The 14,173-nt window shown below is 72.3% G+C and carries 12 protein-coding genes and 2 pseudogenes; 7 read left to right on the top strand and 7 right to left on the bottom strand.

The genetic code is table 11. From position 1 onward, the window contains the following. Together ACZ7OH_RS09525 and ACZ7OH_RS09520 are read left to right on the top strand one after the other, a co-directional pair. On the top strand, positions 1-693 hold the full coding sequence (locus tag ACZ7OH_RS09525) for a hypothetical protein (RefSeq protein ID WP_470280449.1): 693 nt from the start codon (positions 1-3) through the stop codon (positions 691-693). After that, positions 694-3,999 (top strand): error-prone DNA polymerase, encoded by a 3,306-nt coding sequence (locus tag ACZ7OH_RS09520; RefSeq protein WP_470280448.1) that lies wholly within the window; start codon positions 694-696, stop codon positions 3,997-3,999. It abuts the gene before it with no gap. On the opposite strand, the gene ACZ7OH_RS09515 is transcribed toward ACZ7OH_RS09520, so the two are convergent. The 3 genes and pseudogenes from ACZ7OH_RS09515 to ACZ7OH_RS09505 all read right to left on the bottom strand — a co-directional run. After that, the gene (locus ACZ7OH_RS09515) at positions 3,992-4,720 is read right to left on the bottom strand and encodes a class I SAM-dependent methyltransferase (RefSeq protein ID WP_470280447.1); all 729 of its coding nucleotides are present in this window, start codon (positions 4,718-4,720) and stop codon (positions 3,992-3,994) included. The genes ACZ7OH_RS09520 and ACZ7OH_RS09515 overlap by 8 nt on opposite strands. Positions 4,721-4,751: 31 nt before the next feature. Beyond that, positions 4,752-5,081 (bottom strand): annotated as a pseudogene (locus ACZ7OH_RS09510) (hotdog family protein). Further along, positions 5,050-5,349, bottom strand: a pseudogene (locus ACZ7OH_RS09505) (helix-turn-helix domain-containing protein); the annotation flags it as partial. The pseudogenes ACZ7OH_RS09510 and ACZ7OH_RS09505, both read right to left, overlap by 32 nt. A 56-nt stretch (positions 5,350-5,405) precedes the next feature. Here ACZ7OH_RS09505 and ACZ7OH_RS09500 point away from each other — a divergent pair. Then, the gene (locus ACZ7OH_RS09500; RefSeq protein ID WP_470280446.1) at positions 5,406-5,993 is read left to right on the top strand and encodes a pentapeptide repeat-containing protein; all 588 of its coding nucleotides are present in this window, start codon (positions 5,406-5,408) and stop codon (positions 5,991-5,993) included. Positions 5,994-6,036: 43 nt separating this feature from the next. On the opposite strand, the gene ACZ7OH_RS09495 is transcribed toward ACZ7OH_RS09500, so the two are convergent. Further along, positions 6,037-8,763, bottom strand: coding sequence for a glycohydrolase toxin TNT-related protein (locus tag ACZ7OH_RS09495; protein ID WP_470280445.1), 2,727 nt, complete (start codon positions 8,761-8,763; stop codon positions 6,037-6,039). 223 nt (positions 8,764-8,986) lie between these two features. Here ACZ7OH_RS09495 and ACZ7OH_RS09490 point away from each other — a divergent pair, with 223 nt between their 5' ends. Both ACZ7OH_RS09490 and ACZ7OH_RS09485 read left to right on the top strand, forming a co-directional pair. Continuing rightward, positions 8,987-9,844 carry a bifunctional methylenetetrahydrofolate dehydrogenase/methenyltetrahydrofolate cyclohydrolase gene (locus tag ACZ7OH_RS09490; RefSeq protein WP_470280444.1) on the top strand — a complete coding sequence of 286 codons (858 nt, stop codon included), beginning with the start codon at positions 8,987-8,989 and terminating at the stop codon, positions 9,842-9,844. Then, complete coding sequence (locus ACZ7OH_RS09485) at positions 9,841-10,164, top strand: DUF3017 domain-containing protein (RefSeq protein WP_470280443.1); 324 nt, start codon at positions 9,841-9,843, stop codon at positions 10,162-10,164. Before ACZ7OH_RS09490 ends, ACZ7OH_RS09485 begins: the two co-directional genes overlap by 4 nt. A gap of 205 nt (positions 10,165-10,369) precedes the next feature. Here ACZ7OH_RS09485 and ACZ7OH_RS09480 read toward each other — a convergent pair whose 3' ends face one another. After that, positions 10,370-11,551, bottom strand: a complete 1,182-nt coding sequence (locus ACZ7OH_RS09480) for an MFS transporter (protein ID WP_470280442.1) — start codon at positions 11,549-11,551, stop codon at positions 10,370-10,372. A gap of 197 nt (positions 11,552-11,748) precedes the next feature. Then, positions 11,749-12,072, bottom strand: coding sequence for an ArsR/SmtB family transcription factor (locus ACZ7OH_RS09475; protein WP_470280441.1), 324 nt, complete (start codon positions 12,070-12,072; stop codon positions 11,749-11,751). A gap of 109 nt (positions 12,073-12,181) precedes the next feature. Between ACZ7OH_RS09475 and ACZ7OH_RS09470 the strand changes: the two genes are divergently transcribed. Next, positions 12,182-13,348, top strand: coding sequence for an MFS transporter (locus ACZ7OH_RS09470; RefSeq protein ID WP_470280440.1), 1,167 nt, complete (start codon positions 12,182-12,184; stop codon positions 13,346-13,348). Here ACZ7OH_RS09470 and ACZ7OH_RS09465 read toward each other — a convergent pair. Continuing rightward, positions 13,345-13,533, bottom strand: coding sequence for a DUF1918 domain-containing protein (locus ACZ7OH_RS09465; protein WP_284745509.1), 189 nt, complete (start codon positions 13,531-13,533; stop codon positions 13,345-13,347). The genes ACZ7OH_RS09470 and ACZ7OH_RS09465 overlap by 4 nt on opposite strands. Positions 13,534-13,644: 111 nt before the next feature. Here ACZ7OH_RS09465 and ACZ7OH_RS09460 point away from each other — a divergent pair, with 111 nt between their 5' ends. After that, entirely contained in the window at positions 13,645-14,163 is a 519-nt protein-coding gene (locus ACZ7OH_RS09460) for a TrmH family RNA methyltransferase (protein WP_470280439.1), read from the top strand. Positions 14,164-14,173: the final 10 nt, after the last annotated feature.

Genomic DNA, 14,173 nt, shown 5'->3' with positions numbered 1-14,173 from the left:
ATGGACGAGGACTACGCACGCAAGCTCCAGGCCTGGCTGAGCGCCGAACCGGAGGCAACCCCGCGCCGAGCGGAGGAGGAGCGCGAGTGGCTGCGCGAAGTGCCGGCGCCCCAGGCGGACCCGGACCGCTGGACGGTCCGCGGCCGGCTCCCGCAGGAGGAGGTTGTGGAGGAACTCGAGGAGGAGTGGGTGTGCCCGGTGATCGCGCTGCCGGTCCCGCGAGCATCGGAGGAGAACGGCTGCCGCATGAGCAGCCCCGACGACCGGCGCTCACGCAACCGCACGCCGCGCGGCAAAGCGGCCGATGAGCTGAGGTTCCGGAACGGGCGCGTGCCTGGCGAGGCCGCCACCGGGCAGCCCGGCATGAGCGAGGCTGGCGAGCGGCGGCCCTGGAGTCGGCGCTTGCCCAGCGAGGCTGCAGCTGATCAGCCCAGCGCGGGCGAAATCGGCGAGTGGCGCTCGCGAAACCAGCGCCTGCCCGGCGAAGCAATCACCGACCTGTCCGGTGTGAGTGAGGCTGGCGAGTTGAGGCCCGGGCGCCTGCCCGGCGAAGCGGCCACTGGCCCCATCACCGGCCAGCCCGGCATGAGCGAAGCCGAAGCCCGCAGCCGCTGGAACCATCCCAGCAACTGGCACCGTCGCCACCGCGCGGCGGGCCAGCAAACCGACCCCGACCAGCCCGGGAGCCACTAGATGGGCTGGAACAACCCACCCGTCCCCTGGAAGGACCTCGCCCGCACCCTCGCCGGCGGGGTTCCTCCCGGGGACCACGGCGACAGCCCCGCCTGGGGCCGGCGCCGGGAGGCCTACCGACGTCCCGGTGACCTCCCCACCCGGCGCAACGACGACGGCGGCGAGACCGTCCGCGTCCCCTACGCCGAACTGCACTGCCACTCCAACTTCAGCTTCCTCGACGGCGCCAGCCACCCCGAAGAGCTCGTCGAAGAAGCCGCGCGCCTCCAGCTCGACGCCATCGCCCTCACCGACCACGACGGCATGTACGGCGTCGTCCGCTTCGCCGAAGCCGCGCGGGAACTCGGCGTCAACACCGTCTTCGGCACCGAGCTCAGCTTCGGCCTCACCAATCCCCAGAACGGCGTCGCCGACCCCGAAGGCGAACACCTCCTGCTGCTCGCCCGCGGCGACCAGGGTTACCGGGCCCTCTGCCGCGCCATCACCGCCGGCCAGATCCACGAGAAGGCCGAAAAGGGGCGGCCGATCTACGACCTCGGTGCCGTCGCCGAAGAGGTCGCCGGGCAGTGCGTTGTCCTCACCGGCTGCCGCAAGGGCTCCGTGCGCTCCGCCCTCCTCAACCACGGCCCAAGAGCCGCCGCGGAGAAGCTGAACGACCTGATCGACCGCTTCGGCCACGACAACGTCTACGTCGAGCTCACCGACCACCGCCAGCCGCTCGACAGCACCCACAACGACGTCCTCACGAAACTTGCCGAGGAACTGCACCTCCCCACCGTCGCCACCACCGCCGCGCACTACGCCCGCCCGGAACGTGCCCCGCTCGCCGACGCCCTCGCCGCGATCCGCGCCCGCCGCGGCATCGACGAGCTGGAGGGCTGGCTCCCCGCGGCCGGGACGGCGTTCCTGCGCAGTGGCGCCGAAATGGAGGTCCTGTTCCGGCGCTACCCCGGGGCCGTCCGCCGCTCGGCCCTGCTGGGCATGGAATGCGCGTTCCCGCTCAAGCTGATCGCCCCGAAGCTGCCGCCCTTCGACGTACCAAAAGGCGAAACCGAAGCGACGTACCTCAGAAAACTCACCCGGAAAGGCGCTGAAGAACGCTTCAAAGGCAAGCCCCACGAGGAAAAAGCGCAAGAACAGATCGAGCACGAACTCGCGATCATCGAGCAGCTCGGCTTCCCCGGGTACTTCCTGATCGTCTGGGACATCGTCCGGTTCTGCAACGACCACAAAATCCTGTGCCAAGGCCGCGGCTCGGCCGCGAACTCGGCCGTCTGCTACGCGATCGGCATCACGAAGGTCGACTCGGTGGCCAACAAGCTGCTCTTCGAGCGCTTCCTCGCCCCGGACCGCGACGGCTACCCGGACATCGACCTCGACATCGAGTCCGACCGTCGCGAAGAGGCCATCCAGTACGTCTTCAAGAAACACGGCCGGCTCAGAACCGCGCAGGTCGCGAACGTCATCACCTACCGCGCCCGGTCCGCCGTCCGCGACGCCGCTCGCGCGCTCGGCTATTCGCCGGGCCAGCAGGACGCCTGGAGCAAGCAGATCGACCGCTGGGGTTCGTTGCGCAGCACCGAAAAGGACCACGACCACGACATCCCGGACGAGGTCGTCCAGCTCGCGTTCGCGCTCGAGGACTTCCCGCGGCACCTGGGCATCCACTCCGGCGGGATGGTCATGTGCCACGAGCCGGTGAGCCAGGTCGTTCCGGTCGAGTGGGCGCGGATGGAGAACCGCAGCGTCATCCAGTGGGAGAAGGAGGACTGCGCGGCCGCCGGGCTCGTCAAGTTCGACCTGCTCGGCCTCGGCATGCTCTCGGCGCTGCACTACATGCTCGACCTCGTCGAGGAGTACAAGGGCGAGAAGATCGACCTCGCCGAGCTGGACCTCACCGACCAGAACATCTACGGCATGCTCTGCCGCGCCGACGCGATCGGCGTGTTCCAGGTCGAAAGCCGCGCGCAGCTGGCCACTCTGCCCCGCCTCAAGCCCAAGAAGTTCTACGACCTCGCCGTCGAAGTCGCGCTGATCCGGCCCGGCCCGATCCAGGGTGGCTCGGTGCACCCGTACATCCGGCGCAAGCAGGGCGTCGAGGAGTGGGACTACGACCACCCGCTGCTGGCGACGGCCCTGGAAAAGACCCTCGGCGTGCCGCTGTTCCAGGAGCAGATGATGCAGATCGCCTTGGACGTCGCGAACTTCACCGCGGCGGAGGCCGACCAGCTGCGGCACGCGATGGGGTCGAAGCGGTCGGACCGGAAGATGGAACGGCTGCGGCAGCGGTTCCTCGAAGGCGCCGCCGCGAACGGTGTCGAAGACGAACTCGCGCAGAAGATCTTCTTGAAGCTCAAGGCGTTCGCGAACTTCGGCTTCCCGGAGAGCCACGCGCTGAGCTTCGCGCACCTCGTGTTCTCCAGTGCCTACTTCAAGCTCTACCACCCGGACGCGTTCCTGGCTGGCCTGCTGCGCGCGCAGCCGATGGGCTTCTACTCACCGCAGTCGCTGGTCGCCGACGCGCGGCGCCACGGCGTCACGGTGCACGGCCCCGACATCAACCGCAGCCTCCCGCACGCCACCCTCGAAGCCGGCCCCGGGAAGTTCCACGACGTGCGCACCGGGCTGAGCACCGTCCGGATGATCGGCGAGGACATCGCGAAGCGGATCGTGGCCGAGCGGCTCACGAACGGCGACTACTCCGACATGGCCGACGTCGCCCGCCGCGTGCGGCTGACGACCCCGCAGATCGAGGCGCTGGCCACGGCCGGTGCGTTCGCCGGGTTCGGCGGCGACCGGCGGCAGGCGCTGTGGACCGCGGGCGCCGTCGCCGGGGAACGTCCGGAGAAGCTGCCGGGCCTGGTGGGCACACAAGCCCCGACGCTGCCCGGCATGGACGGCCTGGACCTCGCGGCGGCGGACGTCTGGGCGACCGGGGTCTCGCCGGACAGTTACCCGACCGAGTTCATCCGCGACCGCCTCGATGCGCTCGGCGTCGTCCCGGCGAACGGCCTGGCCGACCTCGACGACGGCGCGCGCGTGCTGATCGGCGGCGCCGTCACGCACCGCCAGCGCCCGGCGACCGCGGGCGGGGTCACCTTCCTCAACATCGAGGACGAGACGGGGATGGTCAACGTGATCTGCACGCTCGGGCTGTGGCAGCGCTACCACCGCGTCGCGCGCGCCAGCCCGGCGCTGCTGATCCGCGGGGTGGTGGAGAAGGCCGACGGCGTGATCAGCGTGCTGGCCGACCGCGTCGAGGCGCTGCCGATGCGGATCAAGGCGAAGTCGCGCGACTTCAGGTGAGGGGGCGCCGGACGATCGTGATGATCTCCGGGCTCGCGCCGGTCACCGGCGTGCGGTCCCAGTCGCCGTACTGCTCATCGACGACCAAACCGGCTTCCTCGATGAACGTCGAAAGCGCCGGAACGTCGAGGAAGCGCAACGTGCTTTCGCTGTACTGCGTCGCGTCCCACTGAGGACTTTCGTACGTAGTCGTGAAGCTGACGTACCCGTTCTCGAAGGGCCCGGCGTCGTTCCACGACCGCACTCCGCCGGTTTCCCAGACGTGCGAAGGAGTCCAGCGCTCCCAGGCACGCCGTGCCGGATTGCGCGTCTCGAAGCCGAACCGGCCGCCCGGCTTCAGCGCGCGGTGGATCGCCGCGAACGCCGTGCGCAGCTCGTCGTCGGTCAGCAGCACCTGGAACGCGTGCCCGGTCATCACGGCGAAGTCGAACTCGCCCTCCCAGGACGCGGTCGACAAATCGCCGTGCACCCACTCGATGTCGTCCCGGCGGCGAGCCTGGACGAGCATGCCCTCGGCGGGGTCGAGCCCGACGAGCCGGCCTTCGTGGCCGGACTCGCGCGCCCAGTGCAGGAGGGACCCGGTGCCGCACCCGACGTCGAGGACGGACTCCGCGGCCATGATCATCGGCAGGTAGAACGCGAAGTCGCCGCTGCTCTCGCGCGGGTTCAGCGCGTCGTAGAGCGAGGCGAGGTACGGGTCGACGTAGTCGTGGTCGGGCACGGCGACACGGTAGTGAGCGGGCCGGGAAAGATCACGCGGTTTTCCGGGCCAGGCCGAGCAGTTCGGGCCGCGCGGCCAGCTCGCGCCAGTACGCGCCCGGGTCGGGCAGCAGCCGCCGCCGGTCCAGGTCCAGCAGGCCGGACACGCTGGCGACGTCGGCGACGAGCGTGCCGTCCGGCGCGTGGAACTCCTGCGTCACCCGGGACGAGTTCGCGGTGGAACCGCACGGTCGTCTCCAGGTTCACCGGGCCGATCCGGCGGTCTGGACGCACACCCAGCGCGCGTGGTCGGCGTAGGCGAGGTAGACCGGGCCGCGGACGTCGAGGTTGTCAGCGCGCACCGCGATGGTGACTCGGAACATGCGGACGATCCTGGCGCGCGGGCGGCGCGTGCGTCTGGAACTTTTCGGCCACGCGCACGAGCGAGGCGGGGGAGGAGCCGGAGAGGCGGCTGCATTCCCAGCCGAGGTGGGACTGGTCGGCGTACCCGAGTCCGGCGGCGACCCCGGCCAGCGACGTCCGGCCGGCCGCGAGGGGTTCCAGCAGGCGCAAGAACCGCTGGAACCGCCGGACGCGGTGCAGCTGCTTCGGGCCGGCGCCGACGGCGTGGAGGAAGTGCCGCCGCAGCGCGCGTTCGCTAGTGGACGGTTGCGGGCCGTCGGCACCCGTGTGGCACCCTGGGGCCCGTGCTGGAGACGGGGGAGGACTACCGCGAAGCGGTGTTGTCCGGGCAGTGGTGGGAAAAGCGCCGGTTCACCGGCTGCGACTTCACCGGCGCGGACCTGAGCGGGCTGCGGACGCGCGGCTGCACGTTCGACGACTGCGTGTTCGGCCGGGCCGACCTGTCCCGCTCGCGGCACGACGCCTCCGCGTTCCGCTCGTGCACCTTCGACCGCACGGTGCTCGTCGAAAGCCGCTGGACGTCGTGCTCGCTGCTCGGCTCGTCGTTCTCCGACAGCGGGTTCGGCGGGATCGCCCTCACCGAGTGCGACCTCTCGCTGGCGTCGCTCGCGAAGGCGCGGCTGCGCCGGCTGGGTCTGTCCGGGCTGCGGCTGCGCGAAGCCAACCTGACCGAGGCCGACCTCACCGGCGCCGACCTGCGCGGCAGCGACCTGACCGGCGCGCGCCTGCAGGGCACCAAGTTCGACGGCGCGGACCTGCGCGGCGCGCGACTCGACGCGAACGCCCTGGTCCAGGCCGATCTGCGGGGTGCCCAGGTCGACGTCGAGACCGCCATCGCCTTCGCCGCCGCGCACGGGCTCGTCATCCGCTGACACGACGAAGGCCCCGGCGGCGCCGGGGCCCTCGAAGCGGGACTCAGTCGATCGGGGGTTCGCCCGGGTCGAGCTCGATCAGGTCGCCCTCGGCCAGCAGCTCCTCGATCGACGCCGGCAGCAGGTACGCCGACCCGCCGCCCGGCTGGTTGAACCACGGGATCGCGACGCCGGCCAGCGTCTCCAGCGGCCGCTGCACGCGGTAGACGTGGTACGGCCGGTTCACCCACTCGGGCACCAGCGACCGCTCGGCGAACGGCGTGCCCGCCGCGTACGTCAGGTTGCCGTTCGGGCCGCCGAAGCGGTCCAGCTCGCTGCCCGCGGGCAGCTCGCGCAGCTCCTTGCCGCGGAACAACGTAAGCGGCGGCTCGCCGGCCAGCGGCCCGATCGGCCACTGCTGCTGGCCACCACCGCCCCCGCCGTTGACGGCCGGGCGGGCCGGCTCCTCACGACGCGGGGGCGCCGGCGGGACGGCCGGTGCGGGCGGCGGGACCAGCGGGGCACTCGGCGGCACCGGAGCGGCCAGGACGGTCGGCGCCGACGGCGGCTCGCGCCGGGGCGGCGCGGGAGCCGCGGGCGGCGGGCCGGCCTGCTGTTGCGCCAGCGGCGGCGGTCCGGCCGGGACCGGCGCGGGCGGGGCGGGCTGACGCGGCGGGGCCGGCGGCTCGTCGTCCTCGAGGTCGCCGAAGAGCTCCTCGGCGCTCGTGAACGCCGTCTGCTCCTGCGGCGGCACCGGTTCCGGCTTGCGGACCGGGTACGACCCGGTCGCGACCTCCGGCGACACCGTCGCGACGACCCGCTGCGGCGCCGGTTCCGGCTCGGGCTCGGGCTCGTGCTCCGGCTCCGGTTCGGGCACGTGGCCCTCCGGGTTGAGCAGCAGCTTGCCGAGCATGAACGCGGCCGCGTCCTCGGCGTCGCCGAACACCGCGGGGTTGCTGAGCTTGCCGTCGTACCAGCCGACGCGCCAGCCCTCGTCGACCTCCTCGACGCTCCAGCCGTGCTCGGCGGGCTCGCCCAGCTTGTAGCCGCTTTCGGGCACCTCGAGCTCGTCCAGCTTGGCCTGCAGGCCGGCGAGCACGGGGTGGTCCGGGGTCTCGCGGCGCAGCGCGCGGCGGCCCGAGCGGGGCGCAGCGGGCTCGGCCTGGGGCGCGGGGGCCGGCGGCTCCGGCACCGGCATGACGCCGGGCACCTCGGGCTGGGTGAGCATGGTCGGCGGGCCGGGGTCGAACGCCGGCTGCTCCTCGCGCCGCGGCGGCTGGAACCCGGCGTGCGCGGGCTCCTCCTGCCGGGGCCGGCCGGGCTCGAAGGCCGCGTGCGCGGGCTCGTCCGGCCGCGGCTGGAAGCCCGGCGGCTCCTCGTCGGCGTGGGCCTGGAAACCGGCGGGCTCCGGCGCGAACGCGGCCGGCTCGTCGTCCTCCCGGTGCGCGGCGTGCTCGTCCTCGCGGTGCTGGCCGGCGTCGAACGCGGGGTGCTCGTCGTCCTCGCCGTGCGCCGGCTCGGCCTCGTGCGGGGCGTCGAACGCGGCGCCGTCGTGCGGCTCCTCCTCGTGCCCGATCGGCTGGTCGGGGACGTACTCCGCGGTCTCTTCGAGGTCGGGCACCCGGCCCGGCTCCGGCGACGTGCCGTTCGAGCCCGCGGCGTGCTCGGGGTGCTCGTACTCCTCCTCGCCGTAGGAGTCCTCCTCGGCGAAGCGGTCTTCGAACTCCCGGTCGTCGTAGGCCTCCTCGGCGAACTCGGCCTCTTGCGGGTAACCGTGCTCCTCGGCCGGCGCCTCGGGGGCGTGGGCGGCGTCCACCGGCGCGGGCGGCTCCTGGTGCTGGGGCGGCGGCGCGACGATGCCCGGGGCCGGCGCGACCATGGTCGGCGGCGGGCCCTGGGGTGCCTGCTGCTGCGGCGGCGGGCCCTGCGGCGGCGGCCCGCCCGGACGCTGCGGCGGCGGCTGGTTGCCCCGGGTCAGGTACGCGCCGGCGGCCTGCAGCGTCGGCTCGTCGACCGGCGGCAGCGTGAAGCCGACCGCCCGGACGTGCTCGACCAGGTCCAGCTCCGGCGAGACGCCGTACTTGCGCAGGTAGAAGTTGACGGCGGCGGGCCAGATCCACTGGCCGTCGCTGTGGAAGGCGACCGGCACGGTGGCCTCGGGCGTCGCGGCGAGCCGGTCGATGTCGTAGCCGCGCTCGGTGACGACCAGCGGCGCGTGGTCCAGGTACTCCAGCAGCCGGTCCTGCTCCTCGACCTCGAGGTCGGGGCGGTTGATCACCGGGCGGCCGGCCGGGCCGATCGTGTCGAAGATCCGGGCGATCCGGAAGTGCGGACCCGGCTGCTCCGGGCCGAGCCCGGACATCCGCCGGATCAGCCACTCGGGCACGTTCTCCTCGGTGCGCGGGAACATCCGCAGCTCGTCGGAGTAGGCCTGCGGCGGCGGCGCGAGGTTCCACACCGGCTCGTCGCGGTTGTACTCGAGGTTGTAGCTGGACGGGTGGTCCAGCTGGTAGCGCGCGTTGAACCACGTTCCGCGGCCGTCGCGGTACATGCCCCCGCGCAGCCTGCCGAACAGGGTCGCGATGTCGTGGGTGGCGAGCCACTCGTGGGAGGTGCCGTCTTCGGTGACGATCTCGCCGGTCAGCTCGTGGTACCTCCCGACGGCTCGGTACTCCGCGGTGACCTTGCGCCAGTCGCGCGGGGCGGCACGGAGCAGAGCAAGTCCGATCTGCTTGACCAGGGTGTCCTGCTCGGTCGCGTTCAGCTGCGTCGTCGGTTGTGCCACCCGCACATTTTGACTGTTCGCGCGCGCGTGTGCACCCCGCATGTGGGTTTTGCCGCTCGCCGACCCGGCGGCACCCGGTCTGACCTCGCGTGATGCGAAGTGCGGTAGATCACAGCTTGATCGCGGCGAGCGTCGCGAGTGGACCGTGTGGGGTAGCGACCAGTCTACGGGCAGCGACCACCCACGCCTGGAAGCGACGCGCGGGGGTCGCTTTGCCAGAATGGGCCCCGTGACGGCGAAGATTCTCGACGGCAAGGCCACCAAGAACGCCATTTTCGCGGAGCTCGAGCCGCGCGTCGCGGCGCTGGCCGCGAAGGGGGTGACGCCGGGCCTGGGCACCGTCCTGGTCGGCGACGACCCCGGGTCGCATTCATACGTGCGGATGAAGCACGCGGACAGCGGCAAGATCGGGGTCAACTCGATCCGCCGCGACCTGCCGGCCGACATCACCCAGGAGAAGCTCGAAGCCGTCATCGACGAGCTGAACGCCGACCCGGCGTGCCACGGCTACATCGTCCAGCTGCCGCTGCCGAAGCACCTCGACGCGAACCGCGTCCTCGAGCGCATCGACCCGGAGAAAGACGCGGACGGCCTCGCGCCGGTCAGCCTGGGCCGCCTGGTCCTCGGCCAGCGGGGCGCGCTGCCGTGCACGCCGTACGGGATCATCGAGCTGCTCAAGCGCCACGGCGTCGAGCTGAACGGCGCGCGCGTCACGGTGGTCGGCCGCGGCATCACCGTCGGCCGGACGCTCGGCCTGCTGCTGACCCGCCGCAGCGAGAACGCCACCGTGACCCTCTGCCACACCGGCACCCGCGACCTCGCCGCCGAGGTCCGCCGGGCCGACATCGTGGTCGCCGCGGCTGGCGTGCCAGGGATCATCACGCCGGACATGGTGGCGCCGGGCGCGGCGGTGCTCGACGTCGGCGTGTCCCACGTGGACGGCAAGCTCACCGGCGATGTTCACCCGGACGTGGCCGAGGTGGCCGGCTGGATCTCGCCGAACCCGGGCGGCGTCGGCCCGATGACGCGGGCGATGCTCGTGAGCAACGTCGTCGAAGCGGCGGAGCGCTCGGTCCAGGGCCGATGACGATGACCGAGGACCGGCGGGACGTCGACGACCGCCGGAACAGGCAGTCCCGGTTCACCCAGCTCCCGTTCGCGGCGGTGCTGCTGGTGGTGGCCGTGGCCGCGCTGAGGATCGTCCAGTACCACTGGCGGGAGGGCGCGGCGCTGATCGGCGCCGCGCTCCTCCTCGCCGCGGTGCTGCGGGCGGTGCTGCCGACCGCCAGGGCCGGGCTGCTCGCGATCCGCGGCAAGGTCGTGGACATCGTGACCTACACCGGGCTGGCGGCAGCGGTGCTGTACGTGGCCTTGACGATCACCGGCGGCCCGTTCGCGTCTTCTTAGGACGCCATGGCGAGCTCACGCCGTTCGGCTTTCGCGTCGCGGCGGTCCAAGGTGCCGGAGACGATCGCCAGGCCGAGCCCGCGATCAACCAGCCCGCCGAGGTAGGCCCCTATTGAGCGCGGCGGCGATGGGTCGTAGACCGGGCCGAGCCCGAACGCCGAAAAGGCGCCACTTTCCCAGGGAAAGTGGCGCCTTTCGAGGCCTCTTAGGACGCCATGGCCAGCTCACGCCGTTCGGCGCGGGCGTCGCGGCGGTCCAAGGTGCCGGAGACGATCGCCAGGCTGAGCCCGAAGACCGCCAGCAGCGCACCGACCCAGTTCGGGGCGACCAGGCCGAGCCCGCCCGCGATCACCAGCCCGCCGAGGTACGCCCCGATCGAGTTGGCGATGTTGAACGCGGACTGGACGGCGGCCGACACCAGGGACGGAGTGCCGCCCGCCTTCTCCATGATCCGCGCCTGCATCATCGGGCCGATCATGAACCCGGCGACGCCGACGAAGAAGATCGTGATCGCCGCGCCGACCTTGCCCTGCGCCGTGATCGTGAAGATCCCGAGCACGCAGGCCAGCGACAGCAGCGCCGCGTACAGGCCCGGCATCAGCGCGCGGTCGGCCAGGCGGCCGCCGAGCAGGTTGCCGATCGTCATGCCGACGCCGGCCAGGGACAGCAGCAGCGTGACGTTCGACGGCGAGTAGCCGGCGACGTCGGTCAGCATCGGCGTGATGTAGGACAGGCAGGCGAACACGCCGCCGAGCCCGAACGTGACGATCGCCAGCGCCAGGTGCACCTGCGGCCGCTTGAACGCGCCGAGCTCACCCCGCAGCGACGCGTCGGCGGGCTTGCCCTGGTGGGGCACCAGCTTCGCGATGGCCGCAGCGGCGACCAGGCCGATCACGGCGACGACGCCGAAGGTGGCGCGCCAGCCGACCTGCTGGCCCAGCAGCGTCCCCAGCGGGACGCCGATGACGTTGGCCAGGGTCAGCCCCAGGAACATCATCGACACGGCCTTCGCGCGCTGGCCGGGTCCGACCAAACTGGACGCGACGACCGCGCCGGCGCCGAAGAACGCGCCGTGCGGCAGGCCGGCCAGGAACCGGAACGCGACGCCGAACTCCTGGTTGGGCGACAGCGCGAAGAGGGCGTTGCCCACCGTGAACAGGCCCATCATGGCCAGCAGCATGGTCTTGCGCGGCAGCCGGACGGCCACCGCGGTGAGCAGCGGGGCGCCGACGACGACGCCGAGGGCGTAGGCGGAGATGAGGTAGCCGGCGGTCGGGATGTCGACGCCGAAGTCGGCGGCCGCCTGGGGCAGCACGCCCATCATGACGAACTCGGTGGTCCCGATGCCGAAAGCTCCGATGGCGAGCGCGAGCAGCGCGACGGGCACGGCACTCCTTCCAGGTATGAGAAATCGATTACTTGGCCGATCTCGTGGCCGAGGTCACTGGATCGGTTCAGTGGAGGTTCAAAAGGAAAGGCAGCCGCATGGCCCCAGCGCCGTGAGCTGCCTACCGACAGTCCAACAAGCGAGCGGGGTCGTTGTCATCCCGATATCAGGTGACGATCCACACCGTAACGCCGTGATCAGCGCTGGGCGGCCAGGACGCCGTTCAGCAGGCCCGGGAACAGCGCGTCGAGATCGTTGCGGCGCAACGAGTTGAACCGGGTCGTCCCCTCCTGGCGGCCGGCCACGACCCCGGCCTGGCGCAGGATGCTCAGGTGGTGGGTGAGTGTGGACTTGGTCACCGGCACGGTCAGCCTGCCGCACGCGACCTCGTGGTCGACGGCCGCGAGCTGGCGCACGATCGCCAGTCGCACCGGGTCGGCGAGGGCGCGGAGCACGCCTTCGACGGTGATCTCGTCCGGCGTCGGGTGGACGATCGGCGGCAGCGTGACGGTCTTGGCCATGGACCCATTGTACGACGCCGATCGAAATTGTCGGAGTGGCGTAGTACGGTAGTCGTCGAACTACGACGTTCATCGAACCAATCGCCCGCTCCGCTTGGGGGACCCACCCATGTCCAACCCCTCGTCCTCGAGGATCTCGGTGCTGGCCTTCGGCGCGTTCGGCGTCGGGACCAGCGGCTACATCGTCGCCGGGCTGCTGCCCGCGCTGACCGGCGAGCTGCACGTCTCGGCGACCGCCGCGGCGCAGCTCGTCACGGCCTTCGCCATCGCGTACGCGGTCGGCTCGCCGATCTTCGCCGCCGTCACCGGCACCTGGGAACGCCGGACGCTGCTGGTCGCCGCGCTCGTCGTCACCGCCGCCGGCAACCTCTTCGCCGCGCTGGCGCCGGGCTACGGCACGCTCCTGCTGGCCCGGGTCGTGACCGCGATCGGCGCTGCGGTGTTCACCCCCGCGGCGAGCGCCGTCGCGGCCCAGCTGACCGCCCCGGAACGCCGGGGCCGCGCGATCGCGCTCGTGTTCGGCGGCTTGACCGTCGCGCTCATCTTCGGCGTACCGCTGGGCAGCCTCATTTCGCAGCACCTGGGCTACCGGACGGCGTTCGCGCTGGTCGCCGCGTTCTCGCTGGCGAGCGCGCTGGCCGTGCGGGTGGCGCTGCCGTCGGTCGCCGCGCCGCCGCGGGTCACCCTGGCCGAACGGTTCGCCGCCGGCCGCGACCCGCGCGTGCTCGTCATGCTGGCGGTGACGGTCCTCGGGTGCCTCGCCGCGTTCATGGTCTACACGTTCGTGTCGCCGCTGCTGGCCGCCACCGCGGGCCTGCACGGCACGGCGGTCACGGTGCTGCTCTTCTGCTACGGCGTCGGCGGCGCGATCGGCAACTTCGCCGGCGGCCGGGCGGCCGACCGCTGGGGTTCGCGCGCGCCGCTGCTCGTCGTGACGGCCGCGATCACCGTCGTCATGGCGCTGCTGCCGATCGCGACGGCGACCCCGATCACGGCCGGCGTCGCGCTGTTCGTGTGGGGCATGGCGACGTGGTCGTTCAGCCCGCCGGTGCAGCACCGGCTGATCGAGCTGGCCCCGGGCCACGCCGGCCTGGTGCTCTCGCTCAACGCGTCGGCGATCTACCTCGGCGTCGGCCTGTCCGGCGTGGTCGGGGGCGCGGTGCTCGACTCCGGCGGCCCGCTGGTCCTGCCCGAGGTCGCGGCCGCCCTGACGCTGCTCGCGCTGCTGCTCCTCAGCGCGGCGTGGGGGCGGGTCCGCGAGCCGGTCGCCGCTTAGTCGGCGTGGGCCTGGACTTCGCAGTCGGGCCCGGGGTAGACGAGTGCCTCGTGCCCGTCGGCGAACCGCACCAGGTAGGGCGGGGCGCCGTCGGGCCCGCGGACTTCGAGGATCTCGCCGCGCTGCTCGGCCGATCCGACGGTACGGCCGTGTACCTGGATTTCGTCTCCCACTCCTGCGTGCATGGCCTTCACCTCCGCGTCCAGGGTAGGAGCGCGGATCGCCCGGTGGTCCCGGCGAACGGGTTAGAATTTCCGCATGATCGATGAAATCGGAGGCGCCGCGCCTCGGCGCCGGTGAGCCCCGCGGTCCGGGTCCGCACGCCGAGCGAGCTGCGGAAGTTCCGGCGGAACAAGGCACATCCCTGCTGGGGCCACCTGGTGGCCGCCCCGCTCTGGCCGTTGCACGGCGCGAACCTCGGCACGCTGCTGCGCACGTGCGACGCGGTCGGCGCGTGCCTCGCGGTACCGCGGTTCCCGTGGGTCCCGGAGGCGTTGCGGCGCGGGAACACGTTGCGGCGCCCGGCATGCGTGCACTGGGTGCACGACCCGCCGGGCTGGCTGGCCCGCGAACGCGCGGCGGGCACACGGGTCGTCGGCGTCGAGCTGGCTGAGGAAGCGGTGCGGCTGGGGGACCTCCCGGCCGCCCGCGGCCGCACGATCGCCGTGCTCGGCCACGAGCAGACCGGGATTCCCCCGGAGGTGCTCGACCTTCTCGACACCGTCGTCGAAATCCCGATGGTGGGCACGGGCGCGAGCCTCAACGTCGCGGTGGCGGGCAGTCTGGTTCTCTACAAACTCGCTGGCCTGCTGTGAGAAGGTCGGA

It is taken from the genome of Amycolatopsis sp. NPDC114478 (assembly GCF_055633805.1).
The sequence above is the reverse complement of the archived record's forward strand: the minus strand, read 5'-3'. Positions and strand labels throughout refer to the sequence as shown.

Coding starts and splice junctions, on each gene's coding strand:
- ACZ7OH_RS09520 (WP_470280448.1), top strand. CDS start 694: ATGGGCTGGAACAACCCACCCGTCCCCTGGAAGGACCTCGCCCGCACC.
- ACZ7OH_RS09525 (WP_470280449.1), top strand. CDS start 1: ATGGACGAGGACTACGCACGCAAGCTCCAGGCCTGGCTGAGCGCCGAA.
- ACZ7OH_RS09470 (WP_470280440.1), top strand. CDS start 12,182: ATGTCCAACCCCTCGTCCTCGAGGATCTCGGTGCTGGCCTTCGGCGCG.
- ACZ7OH_RS09485 (WP_470280443.1), top strand. CDS start 9,841: ATGACGATGACCGAGGACCGGCGGGACGTCGACGACCGCCGGAACAGG.
- ACZ7OH_RS09475 (WP_470280441.1), bottom strand. CDS start 12,072: ATGGCCAAGACCGTCACGCTGCCGCCGATCGTCCACCCGACGCCGGAC.
- ACZ7OH_RS09465 (WP_284745509.1), bottom strand. CDS start 13,533: ATGCACGCAGGAGTGGGAGACGAAATCCAGGTACACGGCCGTACCGTC.